Annotated in this window: 22 protein-coding genes; 16 read left to right on the forward strand and 6 right to left on the reverse strand. The window is 38.4% G+C overall.

Annotated elements, in window-relative coordinates; genetic code table 11:
• Positions 1-50 precede the first annotated feature (50 nt).
• Both FJR06_RS13245 and dnaA read right to left on the reverse strand, forming a co-directional pair.
• Complete coding sequence (locus FJR06_RS13245) at positions 51-500, reverse strand: nucleoside deaminase (protein ID WP_015077982.1); 450 nt, start codon at positions 498-500, stop codon at positions 51-53.
• 285 nt (positions 501-785) lie between these two features.
• Entirely contained in the window at positions 786-2,162 is a 1,377-nt protein-coding gene (gene dnaA / locus FJR06_RS13250) for a chromosomal replication initiator protein DnaA (protein ID WP_015077981.1), read from the reverse strand.
• Positions 2,163-2,390: 228 nt separating this feature from the next.
• On the opposite strand from dnaA, the gene FJR06_RS13255 reads away from it, so the two are divergent.
• The gene (locus FJR06_RS13255) at positions 2,391-3,653 is read left to right on the forward strand and encodes an HhoA/HhoB/HtrA family serine endopeptidase (RefSeq protein WP_015081595.1); all 1,263 of its coding nucleotides are present in this window, start codon (positions 2,391-2,393) and stop codon (positions 3,651-3,653) included.
• Positions 3,654-3,745: 92 nt separating this feature from the next.
• Entirely contained in the window at positions 3,746-4,282 is a 537-nt protein-coding gene (gene def, locus FJR06_RS13260; RefSeq protein WP_015081594.1) for a peptide deformylase, read from the forward strand.
• Between the two features lie 65 nt (positions 4,283-4,347).
• Here the strand turns inward: def and FJR06_RS13265 are convergent, their stop codons facing one another.
• Complete coding sequence (locus tag FJR06_RS13265) at positions 4,348-5,253, reverse strand: CoB--CoM heterodisulfide reductase iron-sulfur subunit B family protein (RefSeq protein WP_015081593.1); 906 nt, start codon at positions 5,251-5,253, stop codon at positions 4,348-4,350.
• Between the two features lie 229 nt (positions 5,254-5,482).
• Here FJR06_RS13265 and acpP point away from each other — a divergent pair, with 229 nt between their 5' ends.
• The 10 genes from acpP (at position 5,483) to FJR06_RS13315 (ending at position 15,502) form a co-directional block, all read left to right on the forward strand.
• Entirely contained in the window at positions 5,483-5,737 is a 255-nt protein-coding gene (gene acpP / locus FJR06_RS13270) for an acyl carrier protein (RefSeq protein ID WP_015081592.1), read from the forward strand.
• Between the two features lie 240 nt (positions 5,738-5,977).
• Positions 5,978-7,237 carry a beta-ketoacyl-ACP synthase II gene (gene fabF, locus FJR06_RS13275; protein ID WP_168633123.1) on the forward strand — a complete coding sequence of 420 codons (1,260 nt, stop codon included), beginning with the start codon at positions 5,978-5,980 and terminating at the stop codon, positions 7,235-7,237.
• Between the two features lie 334 nt (positions 7,238-7,571).
• On the forward strand, positions 7,572-9,584 hold the full coding sequence (gene tkt, locus FJR06_RS13280; protein WP_168651587.1) for a transketolase: 2,013 nt from the start codon (positions 7,572-7,574) through the stop codon (positions 9,582-9,584).
• Positions 9,585-9,980: 396 nt separating this feature from the next.
• A complete protein-coding gene (locus FJR06_RS13285) occupies positions 9,981-10,568 on the forward strand; it encodes a Uma2 family endonuclease (RefSeq protein WP_168651588.1) in 588 nt (195 codons plus the stop codon).
• 237 nt (positions 10,569-10,805) lie between these two features.
• Positions 10,806-11,354 (forward strand): COP23 domain-containing protein, encoded by a 549-nt coding sequence (locus FJR06_RS13290; RefSeq protein ID WP_015081588.1) that lies wholly within the window; start codon positions 10,806-10,808, stop codon positions 11,352-11,354.
• 6 nt (positions 11,355-11,360) lie between these two features.
• Positions 11,361-12,194, forward strand: coding sequence for a serine protease (locus tag FJR06_RS13295; protein WP_015081587.1), 834 nt, complete (start codon positions 11,361-11,363; stop codon positions 12,192-12,194).
• Between the two features lie 144 nt (positions 12,195-12,338).
• Positions 12,339-14,276 (forward strand): serine protease, encoded by a 1,938-nt coding sequence (locus tag FJR06_RS13300; RefSeq protein WP_174783473.1) that lies wholly within the window; start codon positions 12,339-12,341, stop codon positions 14,274-14,276.
• Between the two features lie 403 nt (positions 14,277-14,679).
• Complete coding sequence (locus FJR06_RS13305) at positions 14,680-15,027, forward strand: UPF0175 family protein (protein ID WP_015081585.1); 348 nt, start codon at positions 14,680-14,682, stop codon at positions 15,025-15,027.
• Positions 15,027-15,176, forward strand: a complete 150-nt coding sequence (locus FJR06_RS24930; protein ID WP_080683837.1) for an element excision factor XisH family protein — start codon at positions 15,027-15,029, stop codon at positions 15,174-15,176. The genes FJR06_RS13305 and FJR06_RS24930 overlap by 1 nt, the downstream gene beginning before the upstream one ends.
• On the forward strand, positions 15,164-15,502 hold the full coding sequence (locus FJR06_RS13315; protein WP_015081584.1) for a XisI protein: 339 nt from the start codon (positions 15,164-15,166) through the stop codon (positions 15,500-15,502). Before FJR06_RS24930 ends, FJR06_RS13315 begins: the two co-directional genes overlap by 13 nt.
• 205 nt (positions 15,503-15,707) lie before the next feature.
• On the opposite strand, the gene FJR06_RS13320 is transcribed toward FJR06_RS13315, so the two are convergent.
• Positions 15,708-17,090: a serine/threonine-protein kinase gene (locus FJR06_RS13320; RefSeq protein ID WP_015081583.1), complete on the reverse strand. Its 1,383-nt coding sequence runs from the start codon at positions 17,088-17,090 to the stop codon at positions 15,708-15,710.
• A 165-nt stretch (positions 17,091-17,255) separates the two neighbouring features.
• Here FJR06_RS13320 and FJR06_RS24720 point away from each other — a divergent pair, with 165 nt between their 5' ends.
• Both FJR06_RS24720 and menB read left to right on the forward strand, forming a co-directional pair.
• Positions 17,256-17,384 (forward strand): hypothetical protein, encoded by a 129-nt coding sequence (locus FJR06_RS24720; RefSeq protein ID WP_256369504.1) that lies wholly within the window; start codon positions 17,256-17,258, stop codon positions 17,382-17,384.
• A 44-nt stretch (positions 17,385-17,428) separates the two neighbouring features.
• Positions 17,429-18,265, forward strand: a complete 837-nt coding sequence (gene menB, locus FJR06_RS13325) for a 1,4-dihydroxy-2-naphthoyl-CoA synthase (protein ID WP_015081581.1) — start codon at positions 17,429-17,431, stop codon at positions 18,263-18,265.
• A 198-nt stretch (positions 18,266-18,463) separates the two neighbouring features.
• Here the strand turns inward: menB and FJR06_RS13330 are convergent, their stop codons facing one another.
• Together FJR06_RS13330 and FJR06_RS13335 are read right to left on the reverse strand one after the other, a co-directional pair.
• Positions 18,464-18,778, reverse strand: a complete 315-nt coding sequence (locus FJR06_RS13330; RefSeq protein WP_015081580.1) for a hypothetical protein — start codon at positions 18,776-18,778, stop codon at positions 18,464-18,466.
• A 352-nt stretch (positions 18,779-19,130) separates the two neighbouring features.
• Complete coding sequence (locus FJR06_RS13335; RefSeq protein WP_015081579.1) at positions 19,131-19,676, reverse strand: DUF721 domain-containing protein; 546 nt, start codon at positions 19,674-19,676, stop codon at positions 19,131-19,133.
• A 263-nt stretch (positions 19,677-19,939) separates the two neighbouring features.
• On the opposite strand from FJR06_RS13335, the gene FJR06_RS13340 reads away from it, so the two are divergent.
• Both FJR06_RS13340 and FJR06_RS13345 read left to right on the forward strand, forming a co-directional pair.
• The gene (locus FJR06_RS13340; RefSeq protein WP_168651589.1) at positions 19,940-21,112 is read left to right on the forward strand and encodes a hypothetical protein; all 1,173 of its coding nucleotides are present in this window, start codon (positions 19,940-19,942) and stop codon (positions 21,110-21,112) included.
• A gap of 147 nt (positions 21,113-21,259) precedes the next feature.
• The gene (locus FJR06_RS13345) at positions 21,260-21,967 is read left to right on the forward strand and encodes a PspA/IM30 family protein (RefSeq protein ID WP_168651590.1); all 708 of its coding nucleotides are present in this window, start codon (positions 21,260-21,262) and stop codon (positions 21,965-21,967) included.
• Positions 21,968-22,057: the final 90 nt, after the last annotated feature.

The following is a 22,057-nucleotide window of genomic DNA, read 5'->3' on the forward strand; positions in this document are numbered from 1 at the left end:
TATTTATTATTTTAACTTGAATTATGCTTGTATGTACAGACTGATTACCGTTATTCAACCAACAACGAATCGCAACCAATATCTTCATCCCAAAGTTCCGGGTTAGTCGTAATAAAATCACTCATCATTTGTTCACATTCATCTAAATTTAAATCCACTACTTCCACACCATGAGATACCATAAACTCCTTCGCACCCGAAAAAGTCTTTGATTCTCCAGCAATAACTTTTTTAATGCCAAATTGCACCACAGCACCAGCACACAAATAACAAGGCATTAATGTAGAGTAAAGTATTGTACCTCTGTAGTTACCAATTCTCCCTGCATTGCGGAGGCAATCAATTTCCGCATGAGTCACAGGATCACCGTCTTGCACGCGCTTATTGTGTCCGCGGCCGACAATTTTACCATCCTTAACCAGCACAGAACCAATGGGAATTCCCCCTTCTTGTCTACCTTGTTGAGCTTCCAAAATTGCCGCATCCATAAATTCGTCCATTTGTCAATGCTCCTGATCTAAAAAGATAAGTATTATTGATGCTTCCCTGTGGAAAAACTGTGGAAAACCCATCCTCAATTTTTACAAAATAATGATCCTCCATGAAACTCATAAATAATAAATTAAAGTTTTCCACAGCTTTTCGGTAAAAAATTGGATTTTTACCGCAATTTTAAATAAAAATTAATCATTTATTATATTTTTCTTAAAATTCGGACTGAATAAGAGAGATTTGAATTTGATAAATTAGTTTCTTGGTTGTGGAAAACATCCAGAAAATTAATTCTATTTTAGGGAACGAGTCGCCATTTGAATGCGATCGCTCAATTGGTGTAAAGTTTGAACTAAACTCTGATCACTTTCTTGTAACTGGGTAATCTTTTCACAACTATACATCACCGTCGTATGATCTTTACCACCAAACTCCTCCCCTATTTTGGGTAAACTCAAATTTGTAAGTTGTCGCATTAAATACATTCCGATTTGTCTAGCCCAACTAATTTCCCGACGACGGGAATTACTTTTTAAGTCCTCAATAGAAACATTTAAAGCATCAGCGACTATATTTAAGATTATCTCTGGAGTTGTGGCTATTTTCTGGCTAGGAGTTCCGAGAATGGGAGCAAGATTTTCCACAGTCATAGGTAAACCCCAAATAGAAATATAAGCCAAAGCCCGAATTAATGCCCCTTCCAACTCACGGATATTAGAAGTACAATTAGAAGCAATATATTCAACTACCTCCCGTGGTAAACGAATATTTTCATATTCAGCTTTTTTCTGCAAAATCGCCATTCTGGTTTCTAAATCAGGGGTTTGAATATCCGCAATTAGCCCCATAGAAAACCGGGAACACAACCGTTCTTGTAAACTGGGAATTTGATTAGGAGGACGATCTGAAGCAATTACAACTTGCTTACCTGCCTCATGTAAAGTATTAAAAGTATGAAAAAATTCCTCTTGAGTATATTCCTTCCCCTCCAAAAATTGAATATCATCAACTAACAACATATCAGCAGCCCGATAATGTTCGCGGAAAGTTTGCATACTATCTTGACGAATAGCAGTAATTAAATCATTTGTAAACTGCTCCGTAGACACATAAAATATCTTAGAATTAGGACAGATTTCCCAGCGATAATTACCAATAGCTTGCATTAAGTGAGTTTTCCCCAAACCCACACCACCACATAAAAATAACGGATTAAATTCCCTCCCCGGATATTCGGCTACAGCTAAAGAAGCAGCATGAGCCATGCGATTGTTAGCGCCGACCACAAACCGCGGAAAAACATATTTAGAATTTAAATCTGAAGTCTTTTGCGTATTTATCGGAGCATTTGCCAAAATATGATTTATTGCTGGTAATTTCCCCCCTAGTTCCTGTTTACCCAAATGAGAAACTTCCTCATCTTCAACTACAGTAATATAAATTTCGATGGGATAACCCACAATATCTTGGACTACATTAGCAATAGTATGAATGTAATATTTTTGCAGCCAATTGCGAGCAAAAGGATTAGGAGCATATATTACCAAACAGTTGTTTTCTAGCTGCTGTGCTTTAGCTGTCTTAATCCAAGTTTCAAAGGTAGGAGGAGCTAACTCTAACTGTAAACGCTCTAATACATGATTCCACAAACCATCTATGGGAATTTCCATTAACGCCACCTTTATCCGTAATTCCTAATTCCTAATTTGTAATCACATACAATAAGATCCCCAACTTCTGATTTCAATTCATAATTTATTTACAAGCCAAAAAAGAAGTCGGGAATCTGAACTACTCTAAAGATACATAAATCAAATAGGAGGCTATATAATTATCCTGATAAAAACCAGGGGTAGCCAGTATCCTAGCACTACTAACGAATACGGAGCAATAATCACATGATGAAGATCAATAATTATAACCTAGCAGCTAGAAATATTAATACTAGATTTTTACGCCAAAACTTGGAAAATAAAGGGAAAAAATGGATTGCAGTCTGTGGTGTAGCAGTTTTCATGCTGGGAGGTTGTACCAGTCTCAAGAAAATCACCTCAGAAATAGAACCTAGTCATGCTCAATCACAAAAAACTACTACACCCACCACAGAAATTGCTCCTCCCGCGATTTTTTCCGCTTCTGGAGATCCTAACTTTGTTGTCAAAGTCGTACAAAAAGTAGGAGGTGCAGTTGTTCGCATTGATTCAACGAGAACCGTTACCACTCAAGCACCAGACGAATTTTCTGATCCCTTTTTTCGCGGCTTTTTTGGCAATAGAATCCCTTCTCAACAAAGAGAAAGAGTAGAAAGAGGTAGCGGTTCGGGATTTATCATTAATTCATCTGGGCAAATTTTAACTAATTCCCACGTTGTCGACGGTGCTGATTTAGTTACAGTTACTCTCAAAGATGGCCGGACTTTTAAAGGTAAGGTATTAGGTGAAGATGCCGTAACAGATGTGGCTGTAATTCAAATTGAAGCTAATAACTTACCCACCCTAGCTTTAGGTAAGTCGGATACTTTGCAACCAGGAGAAGCCGTTATCGCTATTGGTAATCCCTTGGGTTTAAATAATACTGTCACCTCTGGAATTATCAGCGCCACAGATCGTTCTAGTAGTGATATCGGTGCAAGTGATAAGCGTGTTGATTATCTGCAAACAGATGCAGCAATTAACCCTGGTAATTCTGGTGGACCATTACTAAATTACCGTGGTGAAGTCATTGGGATGAATACAGCAATTATTCAAGGCGCTCAAGGTTTAGGATTTGCTATTCCTATTAATACTGCCCAAAAAATTGCTGAGGAAATAATTGCTAAAGGTAGAGTTGATCATCCCTATTTAGGCATACAAATGGTCACACTCACACCTGAAGTTAAGGAAAAAATCATTGCCAGATTTGGCGAGAAAATAAATTTATCTGCAAATGAAGGAATCCTCTTAATCAGGATTGTTGCTAATTCACCCGCAGCGGTTTCTGGATTGCGTCCAGGAGATGTTATAAAGAGTATTAATAATCAACCAGTTTTGAAAGTTGATGAGGTGCAAAGAATAGTAGAAAATAGTAAAATCGGTATTCCTCTCCAAGTGCAAGTAGATCGTAATGGTAAAGTTTCTCAATTTTTAGTTAAACCTGCACCTTTACCAGTTAACAAGCAATAAAATTCCTTAGAAACTGTCAGAATCAGGATGTCCACCGATTAAAGGATGAACAGGATGGAAACAGGAATTAAAAAAAATAGATTTGAAACATAATGAATGAATTAGCACCAATCATTAAATTAGGTAATCCGATATTACGACAAAAAGCTGCTGCGGTTGAGAATATTCAAGATGAGAAAATTCAAAACCTGATTGATGAACTAATTACCTCAGTTGCTCAAGCTAATGGGGTGGGAATTGCTGCACCACAAATAGCAGCATCCTACCGTTTATTTATCGTTGCTTCCCGTCCTAATGCCAGATATCCCCACGCACCAGAAATGCCACCAACAGCAATGATCAACCCCCGAATTATTGCCCATTCTTCGGAAATGGTTAAAGGTTGGGAAGGTTGTTTAAGTGTTCCTGGAATTAGGGGTTTAGTCCCTAGATATCAAACAATTGAAGTTGAGTATACAGACCGTTATGGCAATTTACAAAAACAAGAATTAACGGATTTTGTTGCCAGAATTTTTCAACATGAATATGATCATCTAGAAGGATTAGTATTTTTAGATCGTGTGGAAAATAATCATGATTTAATTAGTGAGGAAGAATATCAAAAATCGGTGATTGGTAAAAATGAGTGATCCACAGATCCCCGACTTCTCTAAGAAGTCGGGGATCTAAATTCTCCTAAATTCTCGGTGATATTTTACCAACCTAATTTTTCTAAAATGGGTTTTGTAGACACAATATGTCTGTCTAAACCCAATTCTTTGGGACTGACACCTAAAGCTAAAGCAATTAACTGGGGTAAGTGTAAAATCGGTAAACCTAACTTTTCCCCAATTACTTTTTCTACCTCTGGTTGACGAGAATCTAAATTCAAATGACACAAAGGACATGGTGTGACAATACAATCAGCACCATTATTTAAAGCTTCTTGGATGTGATTTCCCGCCATTTGGAAAGATTCGGTTGTCGCATAGCTAGATAAAGGCCAACCACAGCATTGAGTTCTGCCACGATAATATACAGGTGTCGCCCCTACTGCCCGAAATACATTTTCCATTGCTTCGGGTTTAAAAGGATCATCATAGGGCATGGATTTCTGAGCGCGAAGCAGATAACAGCCATAGAAAGCTGCACATTTTAATCCACTTAATTTCTTGGTAACACGCTGAGTAATTTCCTCTAAACCATAATCTGTGACTAAAGCATAAAGAAGATGTTTAACTTCTGTACTCCCCCGATAAGGAGAACAGCCTTCTTTTTCTAATAAACCATTAACCTTATTCACGTAATCAGGATTTGTTGATTGACATTCTTTTAATCGTTCATCAACATGACCAATAACACCTTGACAAGTGCTGCAATGGGTAAGTAAAGGGAGATTTAATGATTCTGCTAACGCGATATTTCTGGCATTAACGGTATCTTCTAGTAGTTGAGAATCTTCTTTAAATGTGCCTGAACCACAGCAAGAGGCTTTTTTCAGTTCAACCAATTCAATACCCAAGGCTTGAGTGAGAGATTGAGTTGATATATACAGTTCCCTACAAGCCCCTTGAGCTACACAGCCTGGATAGTAAGCGTATTTTAGCGGTTTAGATAGCATAAAAGTATAGTTGGTTTATTGTTTAGAGGTGATGAGGATTGATTAATTGGGTGGTTACTGTGGTTATTAAACCTTTATCTCTCATTTCCAGGATCTCCTTCATCTTTAATCCTCAGTTTTAATGATAGAACCTATACTCAGGTTCACCCTTTCCGATAAGATGTATATGCCCAAAAAAAACTTTGTTCATTTAGAGCAAATCATAGCAACTTGTTAAGGACTTTTATTTATGAGCCAAGCAGCAACTTTTGAAAAAGTTAAAAAAATTATCGTTGAGCAACTTAGCATAGAGGATGCGGATACGGTTACACTAGAAGCCAATTTTGTTGATGATTTAGGGGCTGATTCCCTAGATACAGTGGAGTTAGTTATGGCTTTGGAAGAAGAATTTGATATCGACATTCCTGATGAAGCGGCTGAAAAAATTAAAACTGTTCAAGACACTGTGGATTATATCTCTAGTCACGCTACTGCATCTCCATAGGCAAATTTTGATTCAGCATTGACGGGTTTAAACAAATACTTTAAGAGTATACAAATTAACTGGATAAACCCGTCCTTAGATGAGTGTTAAGTGTCTAAACTGTAAGTTTGACTTCAAAAAAAGCACCAAAAGTCCATAATATTGAGCAAACAGTATAGTCTTAACTAAGAATACTTAACTCGGAACTCAGCCCTCTTAATTGTTTCCCCCTGCTGCTTTTTCGCCATATTTAATGCAATCATGACAGACTATAAACGTAACCGCGTTGTTGTAACAGGTGTGGGCGCGATTACACCCATTGGTAACACACCAGCCGAATATTGGGAAGGATTATTAAGCGGACGAAATGGGATTGACTATATCACCGCCTTTGATGCTTCTAAACATAGTTGCCGCATTGCGGGTGAAGTCAAAAACTTTGATCCACACACTTACTTAGATCGCAAAGAAGCCAAGAGGATGGATCGGTTTGCCCAATTGGGTGTATCAGCAGCTAAACAAGCTATTGCTGATTCAGGTTTAGTAATTGATGATCTCAACGCTGAACAAGTTGGTGTAATTATCGGTTCGGGAATTGGTGGAATTAAAGTTTTAGAAGACCAACAAACCATTTACTTAGATCCTAATAAAGGTCCTAGTCGTTGTAGTCCCTTCATGATTCCCATGATGATCGCCAATATGGCAGCAGGATTAACAGCAATTCATACTGGGGCAAAAGGTCCAAATTCCTGCTCTGTAACAGCTTGTGCTGCGGGTTCTAATTCTATCGGCGATGCTTTTCGTCAAATTCAAGGCGGATATGCCACAGCCATGATTTGCGGTGGCTGTGAAGCCGCAGTTACACCCCTGTCAGTGGCAGGATTTGCGGCTGCTCGCGCCCTGTCCACCCGCAATGATGATCCGGCTCATGCTTGTCGTCCCTTTGATCGTGATCGTGATGGCTTTGTCATGGGTGAAGGAGCAGGAATTTTAATTCTCGAAGAATTAGAACACGCCCTCAGCCGGGGCGCAAGGATTTATGGGGAAATTGTTGGTTATGGGATGACCTGTGATGCTTATCACATGACTTCTCCTGTTCCCGGTGGTTTAGGTGCAGCCAGAGCGATTGAGTTAGCTTTAAAAGATGCGTCACTGACACCGGAAATGGTTAGTTACATCAATGCTCATGGAACTAGTACATCAGCTAATGATGTGAATGAAACCGCGGCGATTAAGAAAGCTTTGGGAGATCATGCGTATAAAGTAGCCATCAGTTCTACTAAATCCATGACAGGACACCTGTTAGGCGGTTCTGGTGGGATTGAAGCTGTAGCGACAATTTTAGCGATCGCTCATGATCAAATTCCCCCCACCATCAACATCGAAAATCTTGATCCAGAATGTGATCTAGATTATGTCCCCCATACCAGTCGCGCTCAAGTAGTAGAGGTAGCTCTATCTAATTCCTTTGGCTTTGGTGGTCATAATGTTACCCTAGCCTTCAAGAAATTTAATCCCTAAAGATACTTCCTAGTCAGGTATTAGGTGACAGGTGACGTTAATAACCTAATCACCCATTACCACGACTTGTATTATTGATCCCCAAATAATTTTGCTAGTGGTTAGCTTTTAAAGAAGTGAACCTGTGGCAAGTATGATAGAGATCATTCCTAACTGAACAGTTAGTTTAGGATAACCAAATTATCGGCTTTATTCATCACCAAGAACTCAGAATATCCCCCTTGTCCATTGACAATTGGGAATGAGATGATGAAGAAAGTGGGATCACTTTATAATGACCCCAGCAAGAAAAAGCTAAAAAGAGTCCTAACCCGTCGTTAACAATAAAGAGATTATGGCTGTTGCAACCCAATCCATCCAAGAACTTTGTATTAATTCGATCCGCTTTTTGGCTGTAGATGCCATAGAAAAATCTAAATCAGGACACCCAGGACTACCGATGGGCGCGGCTCCAATGGCTTTTGTGCTTTGGGATAGCTTCATGCGCTATAACCCCAAAAATCCCCAGTGGTTCAACCGCGATCGCTTTGTTTTGTCCGCAGGTCATGGTTCAATGTTGCAGTATGCCCTACTGTACCTAACAGGCTACGATAGCGTTACCATAGACGACATCAAGCAATTTCGTCAATGGGGTGCTAAGACCCCAGGCCACCCCGAAAACTTTGTCACAGCCGGTGTAGAAGTTACAACAGGCCCTTTAGGTCAAGGAATTGCCAATGCAGTTGGTTTAGCAGTAGCCGAAGCACACCTAGCTGCTAAGTTTAACAAGCCTGATGCCACAATTGTTGACCACTACACCTATGTAATTCTTGGTGATGGTTGCAACATGGAAGGTATTTCCGGTGAAGCTGCTTCTATTGCCGGACACTGGGGATTAGGTAAACTCATTGCTCTTTATGACGACAACCACATCTCCATTGATGGTTCTACAGATGTAGCTTTCACTGAAGATGTTTCTAAACGCTTTGAATCCTACGGTTGGCACGTTCTCCACGTTAAAGATGGTAACACCGATTTAGCCGGAATTGCCCAAGCCATTGAAGCCGCAAAAGCTGTCACCGACAAACCCACCATGATTAAGGTGACAACCACCATTGGTTATGGTTCTCCTAACAAACAAGATACCGCTGGTATTCACGGTGCGGCTTTGGGACCAGAAGAAACCATCGCTACCCGCAAAAATTTAGGTTGGGAATATGACGCTTTTGTAGTTCCTGAAGATGCCCTTAATCATACTCGCAAAGCAGTAGAACGCGGTGCTGGTTACGAATCCGCATGGAACACAGTTTATGCTGGTTACAAAGCTAAATACCCCCAAGAAGCGGCTGAATTTGACCGTTTCATTAGCGGCAAATTACCAGAAGGTTGGGATCAAGTATTACCTACCTATACACCAGAAGATAAAGCATTACCTACCCGTAAACACTCAGAAAACTGCCTCAACAAACTAGGGGCTGTTTTACCTGAGTTAATTGGTGGTTCTGCTGACTTAACCCACTCCAACCTCACCGAACTCAAAGGCGCTGGTGATTTCCAAAAAGGACATTTCGCTAATCGCAACATTCACTTCGGCGTGCGGGAACACGCCATGGGTGCAATCTGTAACGGTATGGCGTTGCACAACTCAGGTTTGATTCCTTACGGTGCAACTTTCCTAATCTTTACAGATTATATGCGGGCTGCTATTCGTTTGGCTGCTCTTTCCGAAGCTGGTTCAATTTGGGTCATGACTCACGACTCCATTGGCCAAGGTGAAGATGGTCCTACTCACCAACCCATTGAAACCCTTGCTTCTTTGCGGGCTATTCCTGATTTAACCGTAATTCGTCCCGCTGACGGCAATGAAACATCCGGTGGTTACAAAGTCGCAATTGAGAAGTCTAAAGCAAAAGCTTCTACCTTATTGGCTTTTACTCGTCAAAATGTTCCTAACTTGGCAGGTACATCCATTGCAGGTGTTGCTAAGGGTGCGTATACAATTGTTGATTCTGAAGGTACACCAGATATCATCTTGATTGGTACTGGTTCAGAAGTCAGTCTCTGCGTTAGTGCAGCGGAAAAATTAACTGCGGTCGGTAAGAAGGTTCGCGTTGTTTCTATGCCTTCTTCAACCTTGTTTGACACACAAGATGCAGCTTACAAAGAATCTGTTCTTCCTAAAGCTGTTACTAAGCGTCTATCTGTAGAAGCTGCTAGTAGTTTCGGCTGGCACAAATATATCGGTAGCGAAGGCGACACTGTAAGTATTGATACTTTTGGTGCTTCTGCTCCTGGTGGTATTTGTTTGGAGAAGTTTGGCTTCACTGTTGATAATGTTTTAGCTAAAGCTGAGGCTTTGTTAGGTTAATTATCACAGGATATTTTCTGATTTTGTGGGGTGGGCTGTAAAAGCTCACCTTTTTTTTGTGGAAAAAGTTAATCTATGATTTCTAAAAAATAATTTAAATAAATAAACGAACCACAGAGGCACAGAGAACACAGAGGGAGGAGAAATAGAAATATTGTTTAAGAGCCAAATTCATTGATTCTTGTAAATATCCTAATGCAGATAAAACTTCGATTTATTCATCTTTAATTGATACTGTTACCATTGTCTTTACCTCATCATTAAGTTATTTAGATATTTTGTTATATTTTTAGAGGAAATTTCATGAACATTAACAAAAATGAACTTACACGAGTATAACATTAGTGTATGATAGAATATTACTAATATCACAATAATTAACTCTCTGTTGATATTATGCAAACACAAACACGGTATTACAGCCCAGAAGAATATTTAGAACTAGAAGAGAAAGCAGAATATAAAAGCGAATACCGAGACGGAGAAATTATCCCCATGACTGGAGGAACAACAAATCATAATAAAATAGCAGGTAACTTTTATGCTTATCTGAAATTTGGGTTAAAGAAGCAAAATTATGATGTGTATATTGGTGATGTGCGTTTGTGGATACCGCGTTATCGTCAGCATACATACCCTGATATCATGGTAATTCAAGGAGAACCTATTTACACAGGTGCAAATACAACTACTGTCATGAATCCTTTATTAATTGCTGAAGTTTTATCTAAATCAACTAGCAATTATGACCAAAGTGATAAATTCATGTACTATCGTTCTATCCCTGAATTTAAAGAATATATTTTAATTAATCAATATCAATATCATGTTATGCAATATGTGAAAACCGACGATAGTAAATGGATATTCACAGAATTACAGTCTGAATCGGATATTTTGACATTGGAAACCATAGATTTTCAGATTGCTTTGAGTGACTTATATGAACAGGTGAATTTTACACAAGTTAATGAAAATGAATAATTAAGAGAACTCTATTTTCTGCTATATACTAAACACGCTTGGGAAATTAACTTTTACAAGATTAGGAAAAACCTAGATTTGTAGGGGTTTGGTACTGCTAAACCCCTACTATGGAATCACACGATTAAGACGTTTTGAATATAAATTAGTCCGTGAGTTGCCCAAACTTGCTCATGTTTACATATAATTTATTATAAGAAGAGTATTAAATTAATATCGCAAAAATTACCTAAAGTTATGAAACAAAGGTTATTTAGTCAAGTGTTGATAGGGGTGACACAAATTGTTATTCTCGCTTCCTTGACAGCATTAACGACAATTGCGACTACCAACCAACCCAGCCACGCTAAAGGTGAGACCTTTTACTGTGGCAAAAGTAAAGGTATACCTGTTACCTTTGTCCGTACTCAAGATAGTAGAAAAGTAACAATAGTTCGCTGGACTTCTAATGCTTACTTTCCACCACCTTGGACTGCTCAACGTCGTTGTGACGAAGTATCGCGCAGATTTCAAAGGAGTAATGACAACGGTACTCTGAAAAATATCACCACTGGGACGCTCAGAGGTGAACCAGTTGTTTGTGCTGGTACTAGCCAAAATACTGCTTGTACAAGTAATAATTTATTATTTACCCTCAAACGTGGAGTTAATCCCAGTGCTACTCTCCGCAGACTCTTAGACCGTCGGGGTTTGGCTGCTGGTAATACACTCAATGAAAGTGCAGGTGACACTATTAATATTGATTTCCAGCTTTACCTCGATAATGCCACTGTTGAACCGGATTAAATTAACATGACTTGGCGGATATTAAAATTTGTCGCCTGTATTGGCGGTTTGTCAATGTTGCTTTCAAGTTCAGCAGTAAGTGTTAGTATTTCTGATCAAGAAACTAGCATGACAAAACCGCCAATTCCATTATCAGTGGCACAGTTGCAGGAAAAAGCGGCGGCTATTACTGTCAAGATATTATCAACAGATTTTTTGGGTTCAGGAATATTACTAAATAAACAAAATTCAGTTTATACAGTATTAACAAATGCCCATGTTTTACGAGCAGATAACCCCCCTTATCGTATTCAAACACCAGATGGGGAAATCTATCAAGCAGATGTACAAAAAAATGTAAATTTTCAGAATTATGATTTAGCAATATTGCAATTTTCGACTATTAAAAAAATCTATTCTGTTGCAAATTTGGGTACTGTTCCCAAAATAGGAGATCAGGTATTTATTGCCGGGTTTCCTATGGAGGAAGAAAGCGAAAAAATCAGCTTTGTATTTATTGGTGGTAAGGTATCTTTGGTGTTATCAAAAGCCTTAGAAGCTGGTTATCAGGTGGGATATACAAATCATTTGGAAAAGGGAATGAGTGGCGGTGCTTTATTGAATAAACAGGGTGAGGTTGTAGGTGTAAATGGGATGCACGCTTATCCTTTATGGGATGCTCCCTCTGTGTTTGTTGATGGTTCGCAAGTAGAGGAGAATTTACATCAGCAAATTGTGCGTTTAAGTTGGGCTATACCGATAGATAGGGTTGTGCAAATGATGGATAAATTCGAGATATCTAATTCGGATTTCGTTATAAAAATAAACCGCCCCGAACTCAAGTTCAGGGCTAATAACTAAAGTCCGTTAAAACGGACTATAAATTTTTCTTCAGTCGTCTTTAGACGACTTTTGCTATTAGACTCAGAATTCATTCTGAGGCGGGCTGGTTTTCATACTGCACCAAGTTTATTATCCCAGATTTTGAAAGAGGAGAAAAAATAAATGAATTATAAATACACATTTCCAGCAGTGCTGATAGGGGTATCAATCGCACTGGTACAAACGCAAGTAGCCTTCGCACTATCATCAGGTCAAGTAGCGAAAATTGCCAAACAAATCACTGTTTTAATTGATAGTTCTGCTCCCGGTTCAGGGGTAATTGTTAAGCGTTCAGGCAACACTTACACTGTTCTCACTGCTGCTCATGTTGTCACTAGTAAAAATAAAGCTGAAATAGTCACTCCAGATGGTAAACGCTACCAACTCAACTACAGCACTGTTAAACCTCTACCAGGAGTAGATTTAGCTACTTTCCAATTTACTAGCAGCAATAATTATCCAGTTGCTAAAATCGGCAATTCTGATCAATCTTCTGAAGGAACAATAGCTTATGTAGCAGGATTCCCAAAAGCCAAAGCTGCTTCTATTTCCAGTTCAATTTACAATTTCACTGATGGGAAGATTACCGCAAACGCTTCCAGACCACTTAAAGATGGCTATGCCTTGGTGTATAGCAATATTACCTTACCAGGGATGAGTGGTGGACCTGTGTTTAATGAGCAAGGGGAATTAATAGGAGTTCATGGAAAAGGAGATGTATCAGAAGCAGAGATAGCAACTTCAAAGATTAATCCTGAAGTTGCTTATATTAAATCAGGTTTTAATTTGGGGATTCCTATTAATACTTTTTTGCGACTATCAGCTAAATCTGGGGTAGATGTGGGTGTGACTCCACCGCCAGAGAGAATAGTCACAGCACCGAAAGCTGACGACTTCTTTATTCAGGGTGTGGATAAGCAAAACAAAGGAGATAATCAAGGGGCAATAATAGCTTACAATGAAGCAATTAGGCTGAATCCTAACGATGCCGATGCCTACTACAACCGGGGAAAAGTCCGTTCTGATTTAGGAGATAAGCCAGGAGCAATAGATGATTACAACCTAGCTATCAAGTTTAATCCTAACGATGCTTATGCCTACAACAACCGGGGAAATGTCCGTGATGATTTAGGAGATAAGCAAGGAGCAATAGATGATTTCAACCAAGCTATCAAGATTAATCCTAACCTTGCCCAAGTCTACTACAACCGGGGACTTGTCCGTAAGGATTTAGGAGATAAGCAAGGGGCAATAGATGATTACAACCTAGCTATCAAGATTAATCCTAACTTTGCCAAAGCCTACAACAACCGGGGAGTTGCCCGTAATGAATTAGGAGATAAGCAAGGAGCAATAGTTGATTACAACCAAGCTATTAACATTAATCCTAACGATGCCCTAGCCTACTACAACCGGGGATTTGTCCGTTATGAATTAGGAGATAAGCAAGGAGCAACAGATGATTTAAACCAAGCTATCAAGATTAATCCTAACGATGCCCTAGCCTACTACAACCGGGGAAATTTCCGTAATGAATTAGGAGATAAGCAAGGAGCAATAGTTGATTACAACCAAGCTATTAACATTAATCCTAACGATGCCGAAGCCTACAACAACCGGGGAAATATCCGTGATGATTTAGGAGATAACCAAGGAGCAATAGATGATTACAACCAAGCTATCAAGTTTAATCCTAACCTTGCCGAAGCCTACAGCAACCGGGGAAATGTCCGTAATGAATTAGGAGATAAGCAAGGAGCAATAGATGATTTCAACCAAGCTATCAAGATTAATTCTAACGATGCTCTAGCCTACAACAACCGGGGAATTGTCCGTTCTGAATTGGGAGATAAGCAAGGAGCAATAGATGATTTCAACCAAGCTATCAAGATTAATCCTAACTATGCCGATGCCTACAAAAACCGGGGAATTGTCCGTTATGAATTAGGAGATAACCAAGGAGCAATAGATAATTTTCAGCAAGCTGCAAACCTATTTCAGCAACAAGGAAATATGGAAGCATATCAAATGACTTTGGAAATTATTATGAAGCTTAATTAATAATTATCTCATGCAAAGGCGCAAAGAATGTCAGAATCAGGATATCCAGGATTAAAGGATTAACAGGATGTTTAATTGTAATTGAATGATGAGATTTTGATAATTTTCTATTATTCTCACAGTTAATTTCTTCTTTGCGTCTTTCCTCCTTTGCGACTTTGCGCGAAACATAGCACACAGTAACACACGAAGAGAATATTATTTTCATCCTGAAAATCCTCAAATCCTGGATATCCTGATTCAGACAATTAACACACAGGAATACACGAAAAGAATATTATTTTCATCCTGAAAATCCTCAAATCCTGTACTTCGACTTCGCTCAGTAACCGGAAATACTGATTCTGACAAAAAATATCATGTATAATTAAACAAATCCTAATTCTGAAAAAAAGACAAAAATATGCAAATTACTATCGAAATTCCTGAAGATATTGGCAACCAACTACAACAAAACTGGCAAGACGTACCACAAAAACTCTTAGAAACTTTAGCAGTAGAAGCTTATAAAAATAGAATCATGACTTCTGTGCAAGTTCAACAATTACTAAAATTTGCCTCACTTCAAGAAACTGAACATTTTTTAAAACAATCTCAAATTTCTCTAGATTATCCTCAAGAAACTTTAGTACAAGATAAACAAACAAAAACTTTAGCTGATGCTTTTAACGAACTTCAGCAAATCTGTATTGAAGAAGATTATTCTTTAGAAATTCCCTCTCGTCAAGACCGTCCTAATTTCTTTTTTTAATATCCGCAAGTTTATATCTTGCTATTCGGCAAGAAACATATTCAGAATTGTTTCAAGAACCAGTTGGTAAGATATTATTAGAAAATCAACGTCTTTGTTTACTTGTCTTTGATTCTGAACAGGAGATAATTCTCAAATGGATACCTTAACTAATTATCGCCAAATTATCGAAAAGATATTAAAAGAATATGCCGCACTACCTTATGCTTATGGAGAATTAGAAAGAGAACTAATTATTGATAAATCTGAAAACAGTTACTTACTACTAACAATTGGTTGGGAAAATAAACAGAGAGTACATGGCTGTTTAATTCATATTGATATTATCAATAATCTAGTCTGGATTCAAAGAGATGGTACAGAAGATGGTATTACAAATGAACTTGTCAATGCTGGTATTCCCAAAAATCAAATAGTTTTAGCTTTTCATCCTGTTAATGTCAGGAAACATACAGAATATGCTATAGGAGTTTAGCGAAGATTATCATATTTACTGTCTGAATCAGGATTCAAACACAATAAACATTCTCAAAATCCCATATATAAAACAAAAAATAACATCCTGAAAATCCTTTAATCCTGGACATCCTGATTCAGACAATTAACATACACGGATACACGAAAAGAATTTTAATAACATCTTGAAAATCCTTAAATCCTGGATATCCTGATTCTGACAATTAATTAATTTCCAATGAATTAATCATCTTGTTTGCTGTTTCCACAAACTGATCATAATCATCTATTTTCGCAGTATAAGTAATCGTATAAGCCTGATCACCTTTTAAAGTCACAACCTGCATATTCTTTAAAATATCTTTACCATTTTTACCCGTAAACACCAATTTACTAGCTTCTTTATTTGCCAAATTCGTTACACTTTTATCAACAATCTTTGCACCTGATACAGTATTATTAATTTCCTGAATACTGGATTTTTGCCAATCATCTAATCTGCCAGAAAACTTATCAACGCTAATTGTCACCTTTTCTTGAAAATTATCTTTATCATTTTGTTTAGGAGAGATAAAAGTCACAACTTCGGCTGTAATTGGGTTTTCTAAATCTTGTCTTTCCCAGGTTTTTGGATATTTGATTGTGATTCCATATTTAGAATTTTCATATCCATTCCAATCATCTTTTTTAGTAATAAAGAAAATAATTAAGCCAATAACTATTGTAATTCCTAGCAGTCCATAATAGATCCCCGACTTCTTTAAGAAGTCGGGGATCTTCTGCTTGTTAACTAAGCTTTTAACTGCTTGTAATGCTTCCTTTGCTGTAGGGTGACGCTTACGAAAATCATAACTTACCATTTTATCTAAAACTGTGGCTAGTTTGGAACTAACATTTACATATTTACGCCAAATAATTTCCCCCGTCTTTATATCTTCTTCTAATTTATCAGGTAATAAACCAGTGAGTGCTTGAATAGCAATTATTCCCACTGCATAAACATCACTACTCAATTGTGGTTTACCTCTTTGTTGTTCAAGTGGCATATAACCAGGAGTCCCAATAATTACAGTAGAAGTAATTTGTCCCTGTTTATTAACTAGCTGTGTACGAACTTCTTTAACTGCACCAAAATCAATCAGGAAAATTTTATTATCTAAATGACGACGACGGATATTATCTGGTTTAATATCTCGGTGAATAACTTTGTATTTATGAACAAATTCTAATACTTCTAAAATTTCTATTAGGAGTTGAATAACATCAGATTCACTCATTTTTTGACCTAATGTTAATTCATCACTTAAATCATTACCTTTTATATATTCCTGAACTATATAAAATTTATGATATTCTTCTATGTGGGCTAAAAGTTGGGGAATTTGGTCATGCTTGCCTAACATTTCTAACGTTACTGCTTCTTGGTCAAAAAGCCTTTTAAGTATTGTTAAAGTAGCTGGATCTGTACTGGCTGGTGTAAACTGCTTAACAACACAAAAAGGATTTCCCGGTCGCTTGGTGTCTTCTGCTAAAAAGGTAGTCCCAAATCCACCTTGTCCCAGACTTTGAATAATGTGATAACGCTTGTCTATAATCGTGCCTATCATTAGACTCACCCTGTACTCAGAATGCGTTTAGGATTGATTATGACACAAATTCTGACATCTAACCCACATTTTGCAGATATTAAAACAAATTTAGGAATTAAAAATTTAGAGAAATAAAAGCCTGAAAATATTGCCCAGCAAAGATTTCACTAGACAGGGGTAGCGATGAATGAATGGTTACAAGGAAATCCACTTTTATTGGCAGAAATACCAAACAATTTAAAATCACAAGAATCTAATTTGGAAGTCAGCGAAAGACTACGACAATTATCTATTGCATTAAGGGATAGATAGTGTTAAACAGATAAAATTCTCAAGCACAGCATCGCAGATTATCCATGATAGAAACCGATTGGAAAACCGTCAAAACCTACGAAGACATCATCTACCAAAAAACCGACGGTATCGCCAAAATCACCATCAACCGTCCCCACAAACGGAACGCATTCCGTCCCAAAACCGTATTTGAACTATACGAAGCCTTTTGGGATGCCAAAGAAGATACCACCATTGGCGTAGTTTTATTTACTGGTGCAGGACCCCACACAGACGGTAAATACGCCTTTTGTTCAGGTGGAGATCAAAGTGTGCGGGGACAAGCAGGATATGTAGATGATGCTGGAATCCCCCGTTTAAACGTCCTCGACTTACAACGCCTCATTCGTTCCATGCCGAAAGTCGTTATTGCCCTCGTCGCGGGTTATGCTATTGGCGGCGGTCATGTTCTCCATTTAATTTGTGATTTAACCATTGCTGCCGATAACGCCATTTTTGGGCAAACAGGCCCCAAAGTAGGCAGTTTTGACGGTGGTTTTGGTGCAAGTTATTTAGCACGGATAGTAGGGCAAAAAAAAGCGCGAGAAATCTGGTTTCTCTGTCGTCAATATAACGCCCAAGCAGCCTTAGAAATGGGCTTAGTTAATACAGTCGTCCCCATAGAACAACTAGAAACAGAAGGCATAAAATGGGCGCAAGAAGTCTTAGAAAAAAGTCCCATAGCCATTCGTTGTCTCAAATCAGCATTTAACGCCGACTGCGACGGACAAGCTGGTTTACAAGAACTCTCCGGTAACGCTACTCTCCTTTATTACATGACAGAAGAAGGAGCAGAAGGAAAACAAGCATTTTTAGAAAAACGTCCCCCTAACTTTCGGGATTTTCCCTGGTTGCCTTAAATTTATTCGCCGTTGCATAATGGCTGTATGAATTATCTTTCGCGCAAAGGCACAAAGGAGCAAAGGCGCAAAGTTTGAGATTTTGAAATATACCAAAATCGCACCTGTTGTGGAAGGTGCGATTTCCGAAGATCTAACAAATTGCCAGTCAAATTTTATTAAGGTAGAAGGAAAATTGATGACCGTAATAATAGGTAGTTAAATTAGTACGCTCTGATTTTTTACTTCTTGTGCAGCGGAAGTAGGGATATCTTCAACAGAGGCTACTGTAAGATGATCCAAATCGGTCGGAAGAGTTTGAGCAGCCGAAAAAATAGGTCTGGCTACTGGTAAACTCCAAGCTTCTTCTAACGTTTCCCAAGCAGGTGCAAAAGCTGCTAAGGCGAAAGGACAGGCCTTCCAAACCCCTTGAACTGGTGCGCTCAACTTTTCACACATACCACCACGACGACCCTGTGGTTGGTAATAACGACAATAACGACAGGTAGATGTTAAACGCTTAATTAGTTTCATGTGCCTTCATCTTCAATACCGTAGGACTAGTTATCACACTTATATATCTTGCTTCTTCATCAAAATAGGCATGAAAGGCGAAAACTCATTATTGGATATAGGTTCTAGCGATTATTAGCGATAAACAAACTTTATGATGTCTTTAGATTCTTGTTATATTTGTAAATGATTATTGAAGTGTTCACACACTTGTTTTTGTCTGAAACGTAATGGGGATCAAGGTTAAAAGTTTTATTTTAGATTTGCTCATCTTGGAAAAACCTGACTTTAGATGGATTTAAAATTCATCCTTAGCATCTACTTTACTCAATGATTTATAATAGTTCAATATTTTTAATTCAGGGCTTATTTTCTACCCTAACAGCTTAGTGCAGCAGAGAGAACAAACATCCCAGCGTTCTAGTTCACCCGGTGGAGTGGGACATTGACATTGGGGACATAAAGGGAGATGATGCGATCGCTCTTGCATCTTCTTCGCCCAATTCTCAAAAACACCCAAAGCATTGTCAAGACTAGATATAACTAACTTCTCAGTAGTTAAATCATCAACTACATAACTAGGATGTTCAGATGCCGAAACAGTTGGTTCTGTTCCCGTCGTTGAGGAATTTTTCCACTCTGCTGTCGAAAAACGAATATCCACCAAAGAGGTGGACAGCTTATCATTTAATTTCATCAATATAGTTTTCCGTCCAAAGGTCAAATTTTGCGCCCAAGCAGCACTAGAAGTTGCTACCCACACTACATCACGTTGAACTGACAAAGGACGAGTTTGAGCAGCAACCGCAGTCCCCACAACTTCCACCCAACACTTCAGCAACCGTGGAAATACCTGTGCTTGCCATTGTGGTGAACGTTGAATATTCCCTAAAACCTGATCAATTGACTTAAAAGACATATTTTGTTAGTAGTTTTACTATTTTAACTATTGTAGGACGGGCAGCATTCTACAAATCGCTCACGCCTAAGTCTTGCCTGTCAAAATTGTGCAAATTGAATACAGTACACCTGAATTTACTAGTTAGGGAATAGGCAACAGCAGCATTTTCTCAGCTATACTTCTAACCAGTAAGTTAAGTAAAATAGCTGAATACTGGCAAACAATTTTCGCTACTATATTGAAAATTAATTTAATCATCTACCCTAACTCCATCTTAAACAATGAATCAAAATCCTCTTATAGATTCTTCACAAACACCAGTCTTAAACCCTGCTCTGACTACAGCACTGGCTAGTTTAGAAGTACAATTAGATCAAGAATTAACCAGATACCGACGGACACGCAAAAACGCCAGACAACAACCATTAAGCAGTGTAGAAAGTTACACAAGAAATAAAAAAACAGCCTTGTTAACAGATATTCAACTACCAGCAGTTCCTCCCATAGCCACTCCCCCAGAAAATCCGTTGTTGACGAGAGAGACTGAAGCAATTAATTTTCCCCAAGAGTTTGCTATTTCCGAAATAGAAGAAACCTCCACCCCTCCAAACTTAGAAAAATCTAGCAGTAGTATAGTTCCCACCAAAATTCAATCTGTTGAAAACCAAACCCTCCTCACCACAAACGATACTCCTAAACAACCAGATGATTATTTAGAATCTAGTGAAGCATTATTACGGAGTTTGACTGCCGAAGCACCACAAACTCAAACTCCTAATTCTCCCAAATCCCGTGACAGTGTGCTATCCCCTCTGGAAATTGGTTCAATGCTATTGCTATTGTTAGCAACTTTAACTTTAGGTTATGTAGTCTTAAATCCCAAAACTTTGCCTAAATTTAATTTCAGTAACTTACCAAACAATAATTCATCACCAATTGCGGTAAATACTGAAGTAATAGAAAATAATTCTCAACCAACTAGCGAACCCAAAATCACTCCCATAGCCAAATATCCTAATTTAGCTACCCAAGAATTTCGACAAATCAGAAATCCTCAAGATATCGTAGATTTAACACCAAAGATTAAACCTACTCCCCAAATCGTCCCCACTCCCCTAGCTATTCAACCCCCCATAACTCCTATAACTCCTATAACTTCATTACCCACTCTTTCCCCTCTTCCTACTCTTTCCACACCTCTACCAAAGCCTACAGCCACCGCATCACCCCTTACAGAAGATGTGAAACTGTCAACTAACGGCTACTATTATATTATTGCTGATAATCAAGGCGACAAAGCTTTAACAGCAGCAAAGCAAGTAGTTCCTGATGCTTATTTATCACCCAATCAAAAATTTATTTATTTAGGTGCATTGAAAACCAAGGATGAGATTAAGCGGAAATTGCAAGAACTAGAAGCAAAAGGGATCAAAGGACGGTTAGAAGAGCCATAATAAAAAAAACCTTGGTATTGCTGAATTCAGGAATGAAATTTACTTAATTTTAATTCCGAAAACTCTTACCTTTGCGCTTTTGCGCCTTTGCGTGTTAGCGAAGCGGGGCGAAGTCTGGCTAATTCATACTCATTCGGTAGAGCCAACATGGAAGTTATTAACCGTATTCTGCGGGTGATTCGCGCTAATTTCAATAGTTTAGTCAGCAATGCAGAAGATCCAGAAAAAATTCTGGAAAAAGCTTTCATGGAAATGCAGGAGAATTTGGTACAATTGCGTCAAGGGGTAGCTCAAGCGATCGCCACCCAAAAGCGCACAGAACGCCAAGCAGCCGCAGGAGAATCCCAATCTGAGGAATGGTATCGTCGCGCCCAATTAGCCCTCCAGCAAGGCAATGAGTCTCTCGCACGGGAAGCCCTCACCAAACGCAAATTTTACCAAGAAACCGCTACAACCTTAACCAGTCAAATTCAACATCAAAAAGATGTAGTCGCCAAATTAAAGCAAGATATGCGGACTCTAGAGTTAAAACTGGCTGAAGTGAAAACCAAAAAAGATATGTATATCGCTCGCGCACGTTCGGCCGAAGCTTCTTATCGGCTTCAGGAAATGCTAACTGGTGCTTCTGCCACATCTAGTTTAGGTGCATTAGAACGAATGGAAGAAAAAGTTTTACAGATAGAAGCACAATCAGAAGTTGCTAGTACACTGGGTGGTGATGATCTAGAAAAAAGATTTGCATCCTTAGATTCTGATCATGATATTGATACAGAACTGGCAGCAATGAAAACTTATATGCTAAATCAAGGAGAAAATCCTCAACCAGATCATAATTTACCCAAAACACCCGAATAATAAGTTTGCTTGGTTAATATAGCTAATTGATAGGTTCATGATTCAGAATAGAAAAAAAGATAGTAATTCAGACTGGAAAGACTACATTGG

The organism is Dolichospermum sp. UHCC 0352 (assembly GCF_009711925.1).
In the GTDB taxonomy this organism is placed as follows: domain Bacteria; phylum Cyanobacteriota; class Cyanobacteriia; order Cyanobacteriales; family Nostocaceae; genus Dolichospermum; species Dolichospermum lemmermannii.